We start from the raw sequence: 15,389 nt of genomic DNA on the forward strand, positions 1-15,389 counted from the left end.
TTACCGGATTATTTTGTTTCTCGGGACCGTAGCAATAAAATCTTTCAAATAGAACGGTTCAAAATATGCAACGTCCTCGAACTCATTATTGTTGTATTTTTCTTCAGCAAGTTTTATCATAAATCGTGCCGAAGCTTTTAGAGGCCCCCTGAACAGTGCATTGGGGTGGTTTAGGGCTGGCTTGCACTTTTCTGCTCCGTTTCCAAAAAATAAAACCGGATGTTGCTCCAGCCATTCCGAGAACGAATTTTCGTCGATAACTTTAGCCGAAACCGGTTCCAGTTTTTTCCCTTCTGAATTGAATAACGCGGTGTAAACTTCCATGCGCCGGGCATCAATCATTGGACAGAAAAGGGCATTTTGAGGTTGATTTAATTCCGGAACATATTCCTTCCCATTTTGCACCGTATATATTCCCAGTGCATCAAGGGTTCCTACCGCAATCAGCGGAATGCCAAGTGAGTAGCACAACCCTTTGGCTACCGAAACGCCAATACGTAACCCCGTGTAAGAACCAGGCCCTTTGCTTACAGCCACTGCATCAATCTCTTTGGTTTTAAAATGGTTTTCTTTTAAAATGTCTTCAATAAAAACGGTAAGAAACCGGGAATGGTTCAGTCCCTCAAGACTTTCTTTTTCAAAGAGTACCTCTCCGTTGCGGGCGAGATTTACAGAACAAACTTCGGTAGATGTTTCAATATTTAAAATGGTTGCCATAGTGTTCAATTTCAAAGAAAATGGAATAATGCGGGCAAAAATACTTATTTGTTTTTAAAGTCGGGATGGAATGATAACACCTTCTTTTATTGCTTTTCGATAAAGCGATTGTAAAATTAACCTGATATTAGTTGCAGATTGCCGTTCAGCACAACGGCATCCAAAGCCATTTCGGTAGCGGCTGTTAATGCATTGTCGACGGTATGCACTATAGGTTCCCCTTTCCGGTTGAATGAGGTGTTGATCAATGCTTTTACACTGTAATGTTCGTCAAGGTATTCCAGTAAATCAAACAGAAAGGGATTTTCTTCCCGGTTAAAAAGGGTTTGAAACCGGGTGGAACCGTCAGCATGTACCACTCCGGCAATTTCTTCTTTTTTTTCAGGAAGGATTTTGAAATCAAGCAGCATATATTTTGAAAGCGGGTGGATCTTCTCTTTCCCGGTAAAATACCGGGTGTTTTTTTCCAGGGCAACCGGGGCCAGCGGGCGGTACCATTCGCGGCCTTTTTGGGACATGCTGATTTTTTGTGCCAGTTGCTTTGAGCCGGCCAGGGCCAAAATACTCCGGTTACCTAAGGCACGTGGACCTGCCTCGCCAAAGCCGTTGCAAACACCGATAATTTTGCCATTTACCAGTAGCTGCGCTACTTCCCGGATGGTTTCCGGAGTATGTGATGCTGCATAATTTTCAATATTCCAGTTGTTCAGGTAACTGCTATGCTGCTGAATAATTCCGTGTTTTTTCCATTCTAAAAATGCCGCGGCGCCGAGGGCGAGTCCGCTGTCTTCGGTACAGGGTGGAATGTAAACCCGCTTGAAAAGGCCACTTTCCACAATACGGGTGTTTGCAACTATATTCAGGGCAGAGCCGCCGGTGTAGTATAAATTTGCTGCGCCGGTTTTTTCTGCCAATTCCTGAAGTTTCTGAATGGTTTTTTCTATGAATATCTCCTGAAGGGAAGCGGCTATATCCTGAATAAAACGGTGTTTTTGATCGAATGATTTAAGATCGATTCCAAAATCACTTTTCGCTTTTTTGAAAAAAACAGATGTTTTTCCCCAGATATCCTGAAAAAGATTATGCTGAAGAAGCCACTCTTTCAGCTCATGTTGCGGGGTTCCCCATCCGGCAAAGCCCATAAATTTTCCGGGAACAGCGTTTTGCTCGGGTAGTTTGGCCCCGATAACAGAAAAAACCAGTGCATTGGCATTGTAGATAGTGCTGTAGGGTTTTAAATCCCAGTGGTACTCCAGCCATTTCAGGCCTCCGTTTTTGAAAAGCGCTGCCGAAAAATTACTCAGGCTGGCACCTCCGTCGAAGTGCACCAGCAGGCTGTTTTCCTCAAAATGTCCGAAAAAAGGAGGGCACGAAAAGAGGTGCGCTAATTCATGATTTAAAACGTAGGCTTCCTTTTCCTGACCAAACCACCAGCATTTTCCTTTTTCCAGACCAGTGACCAGCGCCTGGTTTAGCGGGGCCTCAAACCGGGCGTCTCCTCTTTGCGTCAGGAAAGTCCGTCCAACCACATTGTCCACAAAAACCAGATCATAATCCCTGCCCAGCCATTTTTTTTCTTTCAGAATTTTTTTTAAATGAATGTGAAGCGTGTTGTCTCTTTTCCGGCGCGAGATTCTTTCCTGCTGAAGAAATTGTTCTACCTTCCCGTTTTGCATAAAGGCCAGGTTGTGATCGTGGACATAAAAAGGATGTTCATATTCTTCCCGATCCTGAATTCCGTAAATGGCCAATGTGGGTTTGTTCTTTTTCATTTGAAAAATTAGGATAGGAATTGAAGGGCTACTACAATCAGCAGCAGGATAGCAAACAATAATTCTCTCCAAAACCGGCTTTTCAGGAAAACAAAAAAATTGGCGGTTAAAAAAGTTACGGGAATCGTTGAGATAACTAACATTTCCTGGGATGTGGCTGGCACAAAAACAAAACTAAATAGCGAACATACAAAAAGCCAGAAGAAGACCATTAGAAACCTGCGGGTGCTTACTTTTTTTGTATCGTATTGCTGAATAACTTTTATGCTGCCTAAGAAAGTCAGGAGCGCAAGGTAGCCTGCATAAATCTGCATGGGAAGGTTCGGCCTAAAATAGTTATTGGGGGAGATAATATTCAGCTCAAACGTTTTTAATAATTCAAGCATTTGATCCGAAAAAAAGGCATAACCGAAGGTGAAAACAAACGGAAGTAAAAAGCCGGCGGTGGCAATAACAAATTCACGCCACCTAGTTTCCCTTGAAAGGATTCCAATTCCCAGTAAAACAGCCGGAAATAAAATAAACAGGTTGAAATAAAACAACGAAGCAATTGCCAGAAAAAAACCGGAGTCGAAAGCTGCTGAGTAAGGTTTTATCTGGTCGAAAGCACTAAAGAGCCGAAAAATAGCCACAAGCAAAAAAACGGCGCCGAAATATACTGGGTGCAATGTATGCATTCCTGTAAAACCACTTACCATGATAATGAACAGCGGCGCCGGAAGCATGGTTCTGACCCGGATAAAGTGATACCTGTTATTAATCTGAAGGATAATGAATGCCAGCAGGATTAAAAGAAGCAGGGCCAACAGGTTCTGTAAAAGCGGGAATTCTCCTGCCAGCTTATGTATTGGCGAATAGAGGAGATTATCGGTTTCACCGTTATAAAAAGGGTAGGAGTGCGGAAAAACAAAATTTTTCAACCAGAGCAACACTCCTGCTAACGGGAAGAGGATAAAGTTAACGGTACGGTTCGATTTGAGCGTTTCGAGTAACATATTACAGGTCGAAACCTAAATCTTTTCGGTAATATTTTTTTTCGAACTGAATGACTTCCGCATTCCGGTAAGAGATATTTAATGCTTCTGTCTTGTTGGCTCCCAGAGAACTTACTGCCAAAACTCTTCCGCCGGCAGTTACCGTATTTTTACTGTCTGATGTTGTCCCGGCGTGGAACACGATGCTGTCTGCCACTTTTTCAAGCCCGGAAATAACTTTCCCTTTTTCATAACTTCCGGGATAGCCTCCTGAAACCAACATGACGGTGACAGCCGTGCGGTCGTCCAGTTCAATTTGTTTTTCCGCAAGAGTACCATCGGCTGCTCCCACGAGCAAGTCAACAAAATCGGACTTCACCCGCAGCAGTACAGCTTCTGTCTCCGGATCACCCATTCTTACATTGTACTCAATAACAAAGGGATCTCCTCCCACATTAATCAGTCCGAAAAAGATAAAGCCATTGTATTCAATTTTATCTGCCTTTAATCCGTTTATGGTGGGCCGGATAACACGTGATTCCACCTTTGCCATAAACTCTGTATCCGCGAAAGGAACCGGTGATATGGCTCCCATTCCGCCAGTGTTCAGTCCGGTGTCGCCTTCGCCAATTCGTTTGTAGTCTTTTGCTTCAGGTAAAATTTTGTAATCTTTTCCATCGGTAATAACAAATACTGAGACTTCTACACCGCTTAAAAATTCTTCAATTACAACTTTACTGCTGGCTTCCCCAAACTTACCATCCAGCATTTCATTCAGGTTACTTTTGGCTTCATATAAATTGTCAATGATCAAAACACCTTTGCCTGCAGCTAATCCGTCGGCTTTTAAAACGTAAGGCGATGATAATGATTCGAGAAAGGAAAGCCCCTCGCTTATATTATTTTTAGTAACCGTAAAGTATTTGGCTGTGGGAATGTTATGCCGAAACATAAAATCTTTTGCAAAGTCTTTGCTCCCTTCCAGCTGCGCCCCGGCCTTTTTGGGACCGACTATTTTTATTTTTTGGAGTTCCGGGTCTTCGGCGAAGAAATCGTGTATTCCCTCTGCCAAAGGAACTTCAGGGCCTACTACTACCAGATCAATTTGATTTTCCAGAATCGCCTCTTTTAGGTTTGGAAAATCATTTACTCCTGTATTAATATTGGTTCCCAGAGAGGAAGTTCCTGCATTTCCGGGAGCAAAAAACAGGTTTTTTGCTTTTTTACTTTGTTTTATTTTCCATCCGATGGCATGTTCCCTGCCACCTGAGCCAACTATCAGAATATTCATATTTGTTAGATCGAATTGTACCTTTCAATGTATTGTTGTGCAGAGTTGCCAATTTTTGTCGCCAACTCCAAATCGCCATTGTTTCTGGCTGTCCGTTCCATTCGCTGGAGATAAAAGAGGTTTCTCTGAATTTCTTCATTAATACTTTGTGTCTGTAAGAATTTCCTGTTCAGAGACATGAAGTAGCCCAGTTCATCCGTAAATGTATCGTGCGCGTCTTCAAAAATCTGACTTCCTTTTTCGGTAGCTCCGGCCCGGTAATAATTTTCAGCCAGTTCCAGAGCAAAATATTCATACGGAACAGTAGTGCTGGGAACCAGTTCAAAACAACGGTCAATAACGGCAATAGCCGAGTCTTTTTCCCCTTCTTTTATCAATCCGTCTGCCAGTCGGTTAAAACTGTTTCGAATGTTGGTCATCATCCTTCCGTTGTTTTCGTCGATGTACACATCGGGGTCGTTCATATTTCCATATTCGAAGTGGTTCATGAGATTGTTATACATCAGATCCGTTGCAACTGTTCCAAACGACATCCTGTCGGGTGTTGTACTTCCTTTGATCGGAACGAACCGGTAAGCAAACCCTTCTACCTGGAAATATTCCTGGAGGTTCATATATTTATCCCTGCCAACAGTGATAGCCCAGTAGACCGGACGTTCCCAGTTGTTGGTGGCGAGGAGGTCGAGAATCATCATCTCATCCTTCGGAATGTAACCACGGTTGGAGAGATCAATGGTAATGGTGTCCACAATTTTATCGTAATCTTCCGGTTTTACAACTTTATTCCGGATAACAGCTTCTTTGTCTATTTTGAAGTGTAATACCTTTTTGGGCAGAAAAGCAGCATTGTCGGCTTGCTGGAGTTTTGTGGCCGGATTATCATCAGAAATGAAATCAACCGCTTCCTTCAGTCCGATTGACTCACGGGAAATGCGCGGATTGTCCATAAGGTAAACAATATCACGAGTACCCTGCCTGTACTTTTCTTCATCCATTGAAAACGGCATCGGATCCGATTCGTAAGCTTTGAGGCGCATTTGGTTTATGTACCAGTCGGTTTGCAAATAGCTGAGGTTGCAAACACGCACATCGGTGCGTACACCCTCTACCTCCTGGTTGTACCAGAGAGGAAATGTGTCGTTGTCGCCATTTGTAAATATTATGCCGTTTGGCTGACAGGTTTTCAGATAGTTGGCACCCAAATCCCGGGCGGTATATCTGTCGGAACGATCGTGGTCATCCCAGTTTTCAGCGGCCATAATTCCCGGCACCAGCACAAGGCTCGCTATCCCTGCAACCCCACCTGCGCCAACGGCAGGCATAATTTTTTTCAATGTCTCGGAAATGGCAAGTACGCCCAATCCAATCCATATAGCAAATGCATAGAAAGAACCGGCATAGGCATAATCACGCTCTCTTGGCTGAAAAGGATATTGGTTCAGGTAAATAACAATGGCAAGGCCTGTCATGAAAAACAGCAGGAAAACCACCCAAAGTCCTTTCTTACCTTCAGTTCCTTTGTTATACTGGAAAAAGATCCCAAGCAAACCAAGTAAAAGCGGCAGGAAATAAAAGGTGTTTCTGGATTTGTTGCCGGCAAACCGGGCCGGAAGGTGATCCTGGTCGCCAAGTCGCCACTCGTCTATAAACTTTACCCCACTGAGCCAGTTCCCGTTCAAGACACCGCCATGCCCCTGGATATCGTTTTGGCGTCCGGCAAAGTTCCACATAAAATAGCGGAAATACATGTGCCCCACCTGGTAACGAAAGAAAAAACGCAGGTTTTCTGTAAAGGTGGGTTTTTCAATGGTTTCGGTCTGGCCTCCTTCGTTCCGGTGTTGTATTCTTTTCCCTTTAATATTTCCCCATTCCTTGTAGGCCTGTTCATGAGAAGGATTCATGTTGCTCCACATCCGGGGAAATATGGTTTTGAATTTTTCATCATAGTTGGGGGTTACCTTCCGATCAGTTTCTACATATTTCCCATCTATTTGCGAGTAAACAGGTTTCCCTTCAAGGTAACGTTCCCGTGGATTTAAAGGCGAGTTGTAATACTGCCCGTAAAACAACGGACGCTGTCCGTATTGTTCCCGGTTCAGATAACTCAGCAGGGAGAATACATCGTTCGGACTGTTCTGATCCATAGGGGGATGGGCTGAAGAGCGGATGATAATCAGTGCGAACGAAGAATACCCGATAAGAATGACTGTTATTCCTGCTATCACGGTATTCCACAATACCATTTTTTTTCGGACAGTATATCGGATTCCATAAACAATGGCTGCAATGAGCAGCGCAATGTAGATTAACGCGCCTGACTTGTACGGCAATCCGAAAGAATTTACAAATAATAGTTCAAACCAGGAAGCAATGGTTACTACGCCGGGAATGATGCCGTACATTATAATTCCCAGTAACATCACTGACCCGATAAGCACCCAGATGATACCTTTTCGTGTTACCTCGTATTTTTTAAAGTAATAGACAAAAACAATGGCAGGAATAGCCAACAGGTTCAGCAAGTGAACTCCGATGGACAAGCCAATAATATAAGAGATAAAAATCAGCCAGCGGTTGGCATGGGGCTCGTCGGCAATATTTTCCCATTTCAGGATGCCCCAAAATACGATGGCCGTTAACAGGGACGAAGTGGCATAAACTTCACCCTCCACCGCCGAGAACCAAAAAGTGTCGGAAAAAGTGTAGGCCATTGCTCCTACAAAGCCGGCAGCCATAATGGAAATAATACCTCCTGTAGAATTACTCTCGGGAATCACTTTTTTGGCGAGGTGTGTAATGGTCCAGAAAAGGAACATAATGGTAAAAGCACTGGCCAAAGCCGACATAATGTTGATCATTCTGGCGGCATTTTCAGCTCCGCCAAACAGGGTGAAGAACCTTCCCAAAATCATAAAAACCGGAGCGCCCGGAGGGTGACCTACTTCCAATTTGAAGGAGGTGGTAATGAATTCGCCGCAATCCCAGAAACTGGTTGTTGGTTCGATGGTCATTAAATATACAACGGCTGCAATTAAAAATGCTACCCAGCCCGTTAACCGGTTAATCAGATTGTATTTTTCCATTTGACACTGTTTTCTTTTACACAAATATTATCAGAGAGGTTCTCAGTTGCGAAGATAGTTGTTTTGCATAAAACTGTGCTATTCGAATGGAATTTTCAACCCGCTCTCCCTAATCCGGCAGGCCTTATTCTTTATTGAGTAATTTATTTAAGCCGGATGCCTAACAGAAATTCATGCATATTCAGCCCAGAACTATTAAATATTTTTGTAAAGGTATAGCTGTAACCTACCCTGAACCTTTTTATAATATCAAATCCAATCAAGAGTGAATGGAGGTCATTTAAATTTAAGTTATTATACCCTCCCCACAGGAATTCATTGTATTAGAGAAATATCCCCGGATAAAAATCAGTTTTTCCATCCAGAAAATCCACCATTAAATAGGGGTCAATTGCTACTTTTTTAATGGCAGAAAATTTGTATGCCCCCATGGCTGAGAAATAGGAGGGGATAGTTATTTCAAAATCAGCATCTTGTTTTTGTTTTAATTTTTGAAGTCTGACATAACTTATTCCCAAATCGAATTTATCTGATTGCAGCCATAGTCCCAGGCCTGTTTTTACATATTTATTTATAAATGATGTTTGTTCAAAAGAACGGAAACTGTCATTGTTCCCGTTAAAACTATATTGGTCAGACGTATTTGGATTTGGGATTAATTCATAAGAAGCTAATTTGGTTTCATATTTTCTTACCCCGGTTGATACGCCAATGTTTAATGTTCCCAGGTTTTTCAGGGGGAGGGAATAGGCATAGCTTATCCCCAGAATTGATATTTTTTCATTCCCAAATTTTTCTCTTATATAATCCAGTCCGATTGTGCCGGTTTGGGGAGTAATCTCATAATCAGCACCAACCATAAAGCCTGACAGGTTGTTCTCTCCCAGATCGGAAAAATTGTAACTTCCAAACAACCAATCTGAAGGGGAGCCTATTGCCGCCGGGTTTTTAATGGATATTCCGTGCCAGTAAGCTTTTTCCTGGGAATTGGCATTTAAACAGGGAAACAGGCATAAAATAGTTGCAAATAACTTTAATATACTTTGAGGGAAGACGAAACCTGCCTTTTTCATTTTTTGGTTTTTTAGAATGAATGAGAATTAGGATTTAAAAGTAATATTTTTTTTATTTCAACCGTTTAATCATTTGAATTGCCGGGGATATTTTTTGATAGGAAATAGTTTAAGTGAATTATTTCTTCAGCATAATTCCCGACACTAACCTGCCCGTTTCAATCCCCTCCCGGCGGGCCGAAAAATACTTCTCCTTTTCATGGAATGTGCATTCTCCGAAAATTTGAATATTGGGGGAAGATAAACCAGTGTCCAGTAAAATCTGCCGGTTAGCTTCCCAAAGGTTAAAATGAAATTTGCCCCATACATTTTTTTTCAGAGAGGAAGATGCATTAGGGATATTTTCGAGCGCAGCTTCTACTACTTCAGTACCTACTTCGTAAACTTCGGGACCAATGGAAGGGCCAATAACCGCAAGGATGTCGGAAGGCGAAGTTTTATAGGAGGCTGTTAATTTACGAACAGCCTTTTCCACTATTTTTTGTACCGTTCCCCGCCATCCGGCATGAATAGCAGCTATTGTCTTTCTTTTTGTGTCAAAAAGCAAAACCGGAACACAATCTGCCGTTTGAACACACAGGCAAATTTCCGGCTGGTTGGTGACCAAAGCATCCGTTTCCTGCAATTCTTTCTCGGGGAGTCTTAAAATCCGGGCCACACAATCTGTATGCGTTTGTCTTGGGAAAACAAGTTGTTTGGCTGTTATTCCCAGCATTCCGGCCAGGTTTTCCCGGTTCTCTTGCGTTCCTTGCCCCCTGTTGCCGGTAAAGCGAGGCATCTCGTTGCCTGGAAATGTTTGCCTGAGGGTTGTAAATGCCTTTATTTCTTTAAATGAATCAAAAATCGGGTAAGAAATCAGGTGCTTATCCATGTTGTAGAATCTCATTCAGTTTTTGTTTGTCCAAAAGGGTCACTGTTCTTTTTTCAATGGAGATGAGTTTTTCCCGTTGCATTTCACCAAGAACACGGGCCAATGAAGGACGTGTTACACCAAATAATTCTGCCATTTGTTGCTGCGAAGATTTTAATTCAACGGAATGAAGCTTGTCTCCGGCATGCTGGAGAAGAAAATGTGCCATCTTTCCCCGAATTGTTTTGAAGCTTAGAAAATGAAGTTTTTGGGAGAGGAACTGACTGCGCGACGATATGATATTCAGGTAGTTTTTCAGAATCTGCATATTTTTCTGAAGGAGTTTTAAAAATTCGCTGACAGGGATGGAAAGTATTTTTACTTCGTTATTGGCAGTAACCGTTACGGGAAAATGGTTTTCTTTTCCAAATAAAAATGCAGAGGCTATTGGTCTGGGGGCTTCCACATCTTCTATTTTTATGGTTTTTCCTGAATAATCGATCATCTCGCCTTTTACGCTTCCCGAAAGAATGATATACAGGTTTTTCACCGTTTCTCCGGCAATGGCCACTATTTCGTTTTTTTCGTAGTTTTTTACCTGAAAGTGGATTAGGGCCAGAAGTTTTTGGGCTTCATCCTCTGAAATCCCTTTAAACAAAGGACATCTCTCCAATAGTTTGTAATGAATCATTTCTTTGGTTTTGTAACAATTGATACATTTTCAGAAACACAGGTTCCATAGTTTTGTTTCCAAAATAATTAAGACAATGATAAGGGAAATTGTTAAAATAGACGAAGAATTATGTGACGGATGTGGGCTTTGTGTGCCGAATTGTCACGAAGGGGCCCTTCAGATTATAGACGGGAAAGCGAGGCTGATAAGTGAATTGATGTGCGATGGCCTGGGAGCCTGCATCGGACATTGTCCGCAAGATGCAATTACCATTGAAAAACGCGAGGCGGAAGAGTACGATGAGGTAGCCGTAATTTCGCAGATGGTAAATAGTGGTAAGGCGACAGTTTTTGCACACCTTAAACATTTGCAGGAGCACAATGAAACGGCCTATTTGAACCAGGCATTGTCTTATATTAAGGCAAACCGTGAAAATATGCCTTTTGAAATAAAAGAAGTACATGAACTGTTGCATGGCGGGAATGATACAAAAAGCAGCCATCATAGTAGTTCTGGCGGTTGTCCGGGGTCAGCAGCTGCATCATTCAGTGCTGCCGGTCTGAGAATGGCTGAGCCAACAGGAGAAATGCCATCGGCAATTACCCAATGGCCCGTGCAGTTGCACCTGATTAATCCTGCAGCTTCCTACTTTCAGGGTGCCGATTTGCTGGTTGCTGCCGACTGCGCTGCTTTTGCCCACGGCGATTTCCACCGAAAGTTTATATCCGGGAAGAAAATGGTCATTGCCTGTCCGAAACTCGATCAGGGAAGAGATGTTTATATTCAAAAGTTTATCCGGCTCATCGACGAGTCAAAAGTGAATACCATTACCGTTGTCATTATGGAGGTTCCTTGCTGTGGAGGATTGATTAGCATGGTACAGACAGCCATTTCACAAGCCGGACGGAACGTGCCGGTAAAGGTTGCGGTAGTTAGTATCAGGGGGGAAGTACTTTCAGAAGAGTGGGTAATTTAATTTTTCTTTTTGCAGAAAGTGGGTTAGCATACTGATTTCAGTGGCGGAAATTTGTACTTTTGTGCAGCAAATAGCATTTGATATTTTGGAGATCAGTTTAGTACAAATTTATTTGGAATATTTTTCTATTTTTCTAATTTTATACTCTGTTCTTTTAAGCTTCCTTGGCTTTTGTTCATAGGGGTAATTTTTTTTGTTTTGATTAAGAGTCTGTCTTTTAGTTTGTTAACTATGTTAATTTTTGCTTTTAGGGAAGGGTGTTTAAAATGTTTTTTTTAGACAGTATTCTATAAAACTTATATTTTTTATAAAATATTTCACATAATCCCATTTATAGACACCGCCTGCAAAAAAATAGTGTCCCATACAGGGACAGGAAGTCCCCTCTTTAGAATAAATTTCAGAAACAAAAACAGATAAAATAGTATTTTATCCTTGTTTTAACGAGTTAGTAGACAGTCTGTTCTGCTTAAACTTGAGTAAGATAGTTACTCAACATGATCCTGTTGGGAACTCTTAACTACCTAAAAATTAATTTGACAGGGCTCATTTTATTCGTAACTTTTCATCCGCAAAATAGCTGGAATTTTAATTATGGAATTCCAAATTTTTAAAAAAACGTTTCACCGGGATAAAAAATATGTGGGAAACAGTGGGGAACCTTTGCAGAAAAATGAGTGTTGGATTTAATTAGTAGTCTGGTTATCAAAAATATAGCAAAGTTCCAATAGGAAGGCCAAATACATATTTAGAACCTTTTAGAATGAAGGGAAAATTTCAAATAAAATATATGACTGCTGTCATATTCTGAGTATTCCCGGTGGACAATTCAAAATGGCAGAAGAATATATTTATGTTTCTCACGTAACTGGAAAATTATCAGTTAATTATTAGAGCGTTTGGTTGATTTTGTTTTAGGTTTATTTATAATTGATTTATTGAAATGGCAAGAAAAAGATTTAAAGAATCCGAGATTCAAAAAATTTTGCAGGAACACAGGGATGGAACACCCATTCACGAGATTATTAAAATTTACGGAATAAGTCAGGCTACATTTTATAATTGGAAAGCCAAGTATGGAAGTCTTTCTTCCGCAGATATCCTCAAACTAAACAAGTTGAGAGAAGACCATGACAGACTTAAGCGCATGTTTGCCGATTTGAGCCTTGAAAATTTGTCCCTGAAAGCTCAGTTGAGAAAAAGGGAATTGCATTAAGTTTTAAATAGTTGAAATTTTTAAAAATTGAAAGCAAAACTTTAACTCTTACTTAGGAAATATGATTTTAAAAAAACCAATGTATGCATGGTATGCAATTTATACCAAAGCAAATGGCGAAAAACGAATTTCGATGAACCTGAAAGAGGATAATATAGAATGTTATTTACCTCTCAAAAAAACGTTGAGGCAATGGAGTGATCGAAAAAAATGGATTGAGGAACCCCTTTTCCGCTGTTACCTGTTTGTGAGGGTAAGTCATATTGAGTTTTTTAATGTATTAAACATGCCTGGGGTTGTCAGTTATGTTTCATTCGGAGGGCAGCCTCAATCTATACCCGACCAGCAAATTGAAAATATCAAGAAATTAGTTGAACAGCAGGAGAGGGAAGTTATTTTGTCTCGTGAAAACCTGGAAAAAGGCCAAAATGCAGAAGTTCTTTTAGGACCTTTTAAAGGAATGCAGGGTGAAGTGGTTAAAATTTGTGGCAATTATCGTATCGTTATACGAATTGAGACTTTGGGTTGCAGTTTATATGCTAATGTATCAAGAGATGAAATACAAGTATTAAGGCGCAAAAGATTTGATTCCCAAAACATAAAACATACAAAATCCCCGAATTATCGCAAAAAAAGGACTATTTACGCAGATTCACTCAGTTAATCCCGGAAACGAATGTTAGTTAATAACTCATCAGACACATTATTCTGAATTAGAAAAAAAATTGTGTTTCAGGCACAACATCATATCCATTTTTAGCAACTACTATGATTTATTAATCCCCGCCCTCAGGGATTGATATTTATCTGATTTTATTAAAATTTTAAAAATTTAAAGAAATGAAAGTATTGATACTTGCAGGCGGTCTTGGTTCCCGTTTGTCAGAAGAAACCGAGCTCAAACCCAAACCGATGGTTGAAATTGGCGGAAAGCCAATTCTGTGGCACATTATGAAAATATATTCTTATTATGGCTTTAATGACTTTATGATTCTTTTGGGATATAAAGGATATGTTATAAAAGAATACTTTGCAAACTATTATCTGCATCAGTCAGATGTTACCTTCAATATGAAAGCCAACGAGGTGGAAATATTGAATAACTCTTCAGAGCCGTGGAAAGTGACTCTCATCGATACCGGGTTACATACCATGACCGGAGGAAGAATCAAGCGTGTTGAAAAATACATAAATAATGAAACGTTTATGTTGACGTATGGCGATGGCGTTGCAAATATCGACATTCGTAATTTGCTCGAATTTCATGAGAGTCATAACAAGCTCATTACCATGACTTCTGTTCAGCCGGAAGGCCGGTTTGGTTCGCTGGTATTAAACGGTAGTAACGAAGTTGTTAGATTTCAGGAAAAAGTAAAAGGTGACGGCCAGTGGATAAATGCAGGTTTCTTTGTTTGTGAGCCAGGTATTATCGACTATTTAAATGATGATTCGACTATTTTCGAACGTGATCCTTTAGAACGTCTGGCATTGGAAAAACAACTGGTGACCTTTAAACATCGTGATTTTTGGAAACCCATGGATACACTCAGAGATAAGAAAACACTGGAAGATCTGATAGCAAGCGGAAAAGCTCCCTGGATGATGTGGGATAAGGTTACTGCTACGGTTACTTACTAAAAATTAAAGTTTGTTGTAATATGAAAATATTAATCACAGGTAATATGGGCTATGTTGGCCCGGGCGTTGTGAGCCAACTTCGGGAAACGTACCCCCAGGCAGAACTGATTGGCTTTGATACGGGCTATTTTGCACAATGTTTAACCAACCCATCTTTTCTGCCCGAGATTAAACTGGACCGGCAAATTTTCGGAGATGTAAGGGATTTTAACGAAGCACTGCTGGACGATGTGGATGTCATTGTTTATCTGGCCGCCATTTCAAACGACCCGATGGGTAATAAGTTTGAAAAGGTTACGATGGATGTCAACAACAAAGCTGCCGTCAGGATGGCCAGGATTGGAAAAGAGAAAGGGGTTCGTTCGTTTGTATATGCTTCGAGTTGCAGTGTTTATGGCGCGGCAGGTGATGAAGCAAAAAGGGAAAACGATACACTGAATCCGCTAACAGCTTATGCACGTTCAAAAGTGACAACAGAAACAGACCTTGAACCACTTGCCGGAAAGGATTTTACAGTTACCTGCCTTCGTTTTGCCACAGCCTGCGGATTTAGTAACCGGTTGCGGCTTGATTTGGTACTGAACGATTTTATTGCCGGAGCAGTTACTTCAAAACGAATTGACATCTTAAGCGATGGCACCCCGCTCAGGCCACTCATAAATGTTCTGGACATGGCGCGGGCCATTGATTGGGCTGTTTCGCGAAGCAAGGAGTCGGGCGGTAATTTTCTGATTGTTAATACCGGGAGCAATGTATGGAATTACCAGGTGAAAGAGCTCGCAGAAGCGGTGGCCGAAGTGATTGAAGGTTGCCAGGTTACAGTAAATGCTGATGCTCCGCCTGATAAACGTTCTTACAAAGTGAACTTTGACTTGTTCAAAAAGCTGGCTCCGAATCACCAGCCTGTGCACGATTTAAAATCGACGATAGAATCACTGTTCAATAATTTGAAGATGATGGAATTTAGCGATTCCAACTTCAGGGAATCGGATTTAATCCGGTTAAAGGTTTTGAGCAGTCTGGTTCAGAGTAATCTATTGGATGAAGATCTTTACTGGAAGTGGAATAATAAGCCGGTATTAAAACTGGAATACGATATACAAAAACAGAATTAAACGTTACCTTT

General features: G+C 41.2%; 12 protein-coding genes and 1 pseudogene. 5 read left to right on the forward strand and 8 right to left on the reverse strand.

Annotated features, from left to right (window positions below):
- The 8 genes and pseudogenes from tsaB to D1164_RS08465 form a co-directional block, all read right to left on the reverse strand.
- Complete coding sequence (tsaB, locus tag D1164_RS08425; protein ID WP_119349515.1) at positions 1-717, reverse strand: tRNA (adenosine(37)-N6)-threonylcarbamoyltransferase complex dimerization subunit type 1 TsaB; 717 nt, start codon at positions 715-717, stop codon at positions 1-3.
- A 116-nt stretch (positions 718-833) separates the two neighbouring features.
- Entirely contained in the window at positions 834-2,489 is a 1,656-nt protein-coding gene (locus tag D1164_RS08430; RefSeq protein ID WP_119349516.1) for a carbamoyltransferase C-terminal domain-containing protein, read from the reverse strand.
- A gap of 8 nt (positions 2,490-2,497) precedes the next feature.
- Positions 2,498-3,484 (reverse strand): DUF6427 family protein, encoded by a 987-nt coding sequence (locus tag D1164_RS08435; protein WP_119349517.1) that lies wholly within the window; start codon positions 3,482-3,484, stop codon positions 2,498-2,500.
- Position 3,485: 1 nt separating this feature from the next.
- On the reverse strand, positions 3,486-4,754 hold the full coding sequence (purD, locus tag D1164_RS08440; protein ID WP_119349518.1) for a phosphoribosylamine--glycine ligase: 1,269 nt from the start codon (positions 4,752-4,754) through the stop codon (positions 3,486-3,488).
- Positions 4,755-4,759: 5 nt separating this feature from the next.
- A complete protein-coding gene (locus D1164_RS08445) occupies positions 4,760-7,837 on the reverse strand; it encodes a protein O-mannosyl-transferase family (protein ID WP_119349519.1) in 3,078 nt (1,025 codons plus the stop codon).
- Positions 7,838-7,980: 143 nt separating this feature from the next.
- Positions 7,981-8,910 (reverse strand): annotated as a pseudogene (locus tag D1164_RS24015) (type IX secretion system membrane protein PorP/SprF).
- 118 nt (positions 8,911-9,028) lie between these two features.
- Entirely contained in the window at positions 9,029-9,796 is a 768-nt protein-coding gene (gene pgeF, locus D1164_RS08460; RefSeq protein WP_119349522.1) for a peptidoglycan editing factor PgeF, read from the reverse strand.
- Positions 9,774-10,451, reverse strand: a complete 678-nt coding sequence (locus D1164_RS08465; RefSeq protein WP_119349523.1) for a Crp/Fnr family transcriptional regulator — start codon at positions 10,449-10,451, stop codon at positions 9,774-9,776. The genes pgeF and D1164_RS08465 overlap by 23 nt, the downstream gene beginning before the upstream one ends.
- Positions 10,452-10,527: 76 nt before the next feature.
- Here D1164_RS08465 and D1164_RS08470 point away from each other — a divergent pair, with 76 nt between their 5' ends.
- The 5 genes from D1164_RS08470 to D1164_RS08490 all read left to right on the forward strand — a co-directional run bounded on the left by D1164_RS08470 (position 10,528) and on the right by D1164_RS08490 (position 15,378).
- Complete coding sequence (locus tag D1164_RS08470) at positions 10,528-11,409, forward strand: ATP-binding protein (RefSeq protein ID WP_119349524.1); 882 nt, start codon at positions 10,528-10,530, stop codon at positions 11,407-11,409.
- A gap of 943 nt (positions 11,410-12,352) precedes the next feature.
- Positions 12,353-12,625: a transposase gene (locus tag D1164_RS08475; RefSeq protein ID WP_119349525.1), complete on the forward strand. Its 273-nt coding sequence runs from the start codon at positions 12,353-12,355 to the stop codon at positions 12,623-12,625.
- A 61-nt stretch (positions 12,626-12,686) separates the two neighbouring features.
- Positions 12,687-13,289, forward strand: coding sequence for a UpxY family transcription antiterminator (locus D1164_RS08480; protein WP_119349526.1), 603 nt, complete (start codon positions 12,687-12,689; stop codon positions 13,287-13,289).
- 176 nt (positions 13,290-13,465) lie between these two features.
- On the forward strand, positions 13,466-14,263 hold the full coding sequence (rfbF, locus tag D1164_RS08485; RefSeq protein WP_119349527.1) for a glucose-1-phosphate cytidylyltransferase: 798 nt from the start codon (positions 13,466-13,468) through the stop codon (positions 14,261-14,263).
- A gap of 20 nt (positions 14,264-14,283) precedes the next feature.
- Positions 14,284-15,378, forward strand: coding sequence for an NAD-dependent epimerase/dehydratase family protein (locus tag D1164_RS08490; RefSeq protein WP_119349528.1), 1,095 nt, complete (start codon positions 14,284-14,286; stop codon positions 15,376-15,378).
- Positions 15,379-15,389: the final 11 nt, after the last annotated feature.

Source organism: Mariniphaga sediminis (assembly GCF_003573545.1).
Lineage (GTDB): Bacteria > Bacteroidota > Bacteroidia > Bacteroidales > Prolixibacteraceae > Mariniphaga > Mariniphaga sediminis.

Excerpts from the sequence above, each read along its gene's own strand:
- tsaB (WP_119349515.1), bottom strand. The coding sequence starts at position 717 with ATGGCAACCATTTTAAATATTGAAACATCTACCGAAGTTTGTTCTGTA.
- D1164_RS08430 (WP_119349516.1), bottom strand. The coding sequence starts at position 2,489 with ATGAAAAAGAACAAACCCACATTGGCCATTTACGGAATTCAGGATCGG.
- D1164_RS08435 (WP_119349517.1), bottom strand. The coding sequence starts at position 3,484 with ATGTTACTCGAAACGCTCAAATCGAACCGTACCGTTAACTTTATCCTC.
- purD (WP_119349518.1), bottom strand. The coding sequence starts at position 4,754 with ATGAATATTCTGATAGTTGGCTCAGGTGGCAGGGAACATGCCATCGGA.
- D1164_RS08445 (WP_119349519.1), bottom strand. The coding sequence starts at position 7,837 with ATGGAAAAATACAATCTGATTAACCGGTTAACGGGCTGGGTAGCATTT.
- pgeF (WP_119349522.1), bottom strand. The coding sequence starts at position 9,796 with ATGAGATTCTACAACATGGATAAGCACCTGATTTCTTACCCGATTTTT.
- D1164_RS08465 (WP_119349523.1), bottom strand. The coding sequence starts at position 10,451 with ATGATTCATTACAAACTATTGGAGAGATGTCCTTTGTTTAAAGGGATT.
- D1164_RS08470 (WP_119349524.1), top strand. The coding sequence starts at position 10,528 with ATGATAAGGGAAATTGTTAAAATAGACGAAGAATTATGTGACGGATGT.
- D1164_RS08475 (WP_119349525.1), top strand. The coding sequence starts at position 12,353 with ATGGCAAGAAAAAGATTTAAAGAATCCGAGATTCAAAAAATTTTGCAG.
- D1164_RS08480 (WP_119349526.1), top strand. The coding sequence starts at position 12,687 with ATGATTTTAAAAAAACCAATGTATGCATGGTATGCAATTTATACCAAA.
- rfbF (WP_119349527.1), top strand. The coding sequence starts at position 13,466 with ATGAAAGTATTGATACTTGCAGGCGGTCTTGGTTCCCGTTTGTCAGAA.
- D1164_RS08490 (WP_119349528.1), top strand. The coding sequence starts at position 14,284 with ATGAAAATATTAATCACAGGTAATATGGGCTATGTTGGCCCGGGCGTT.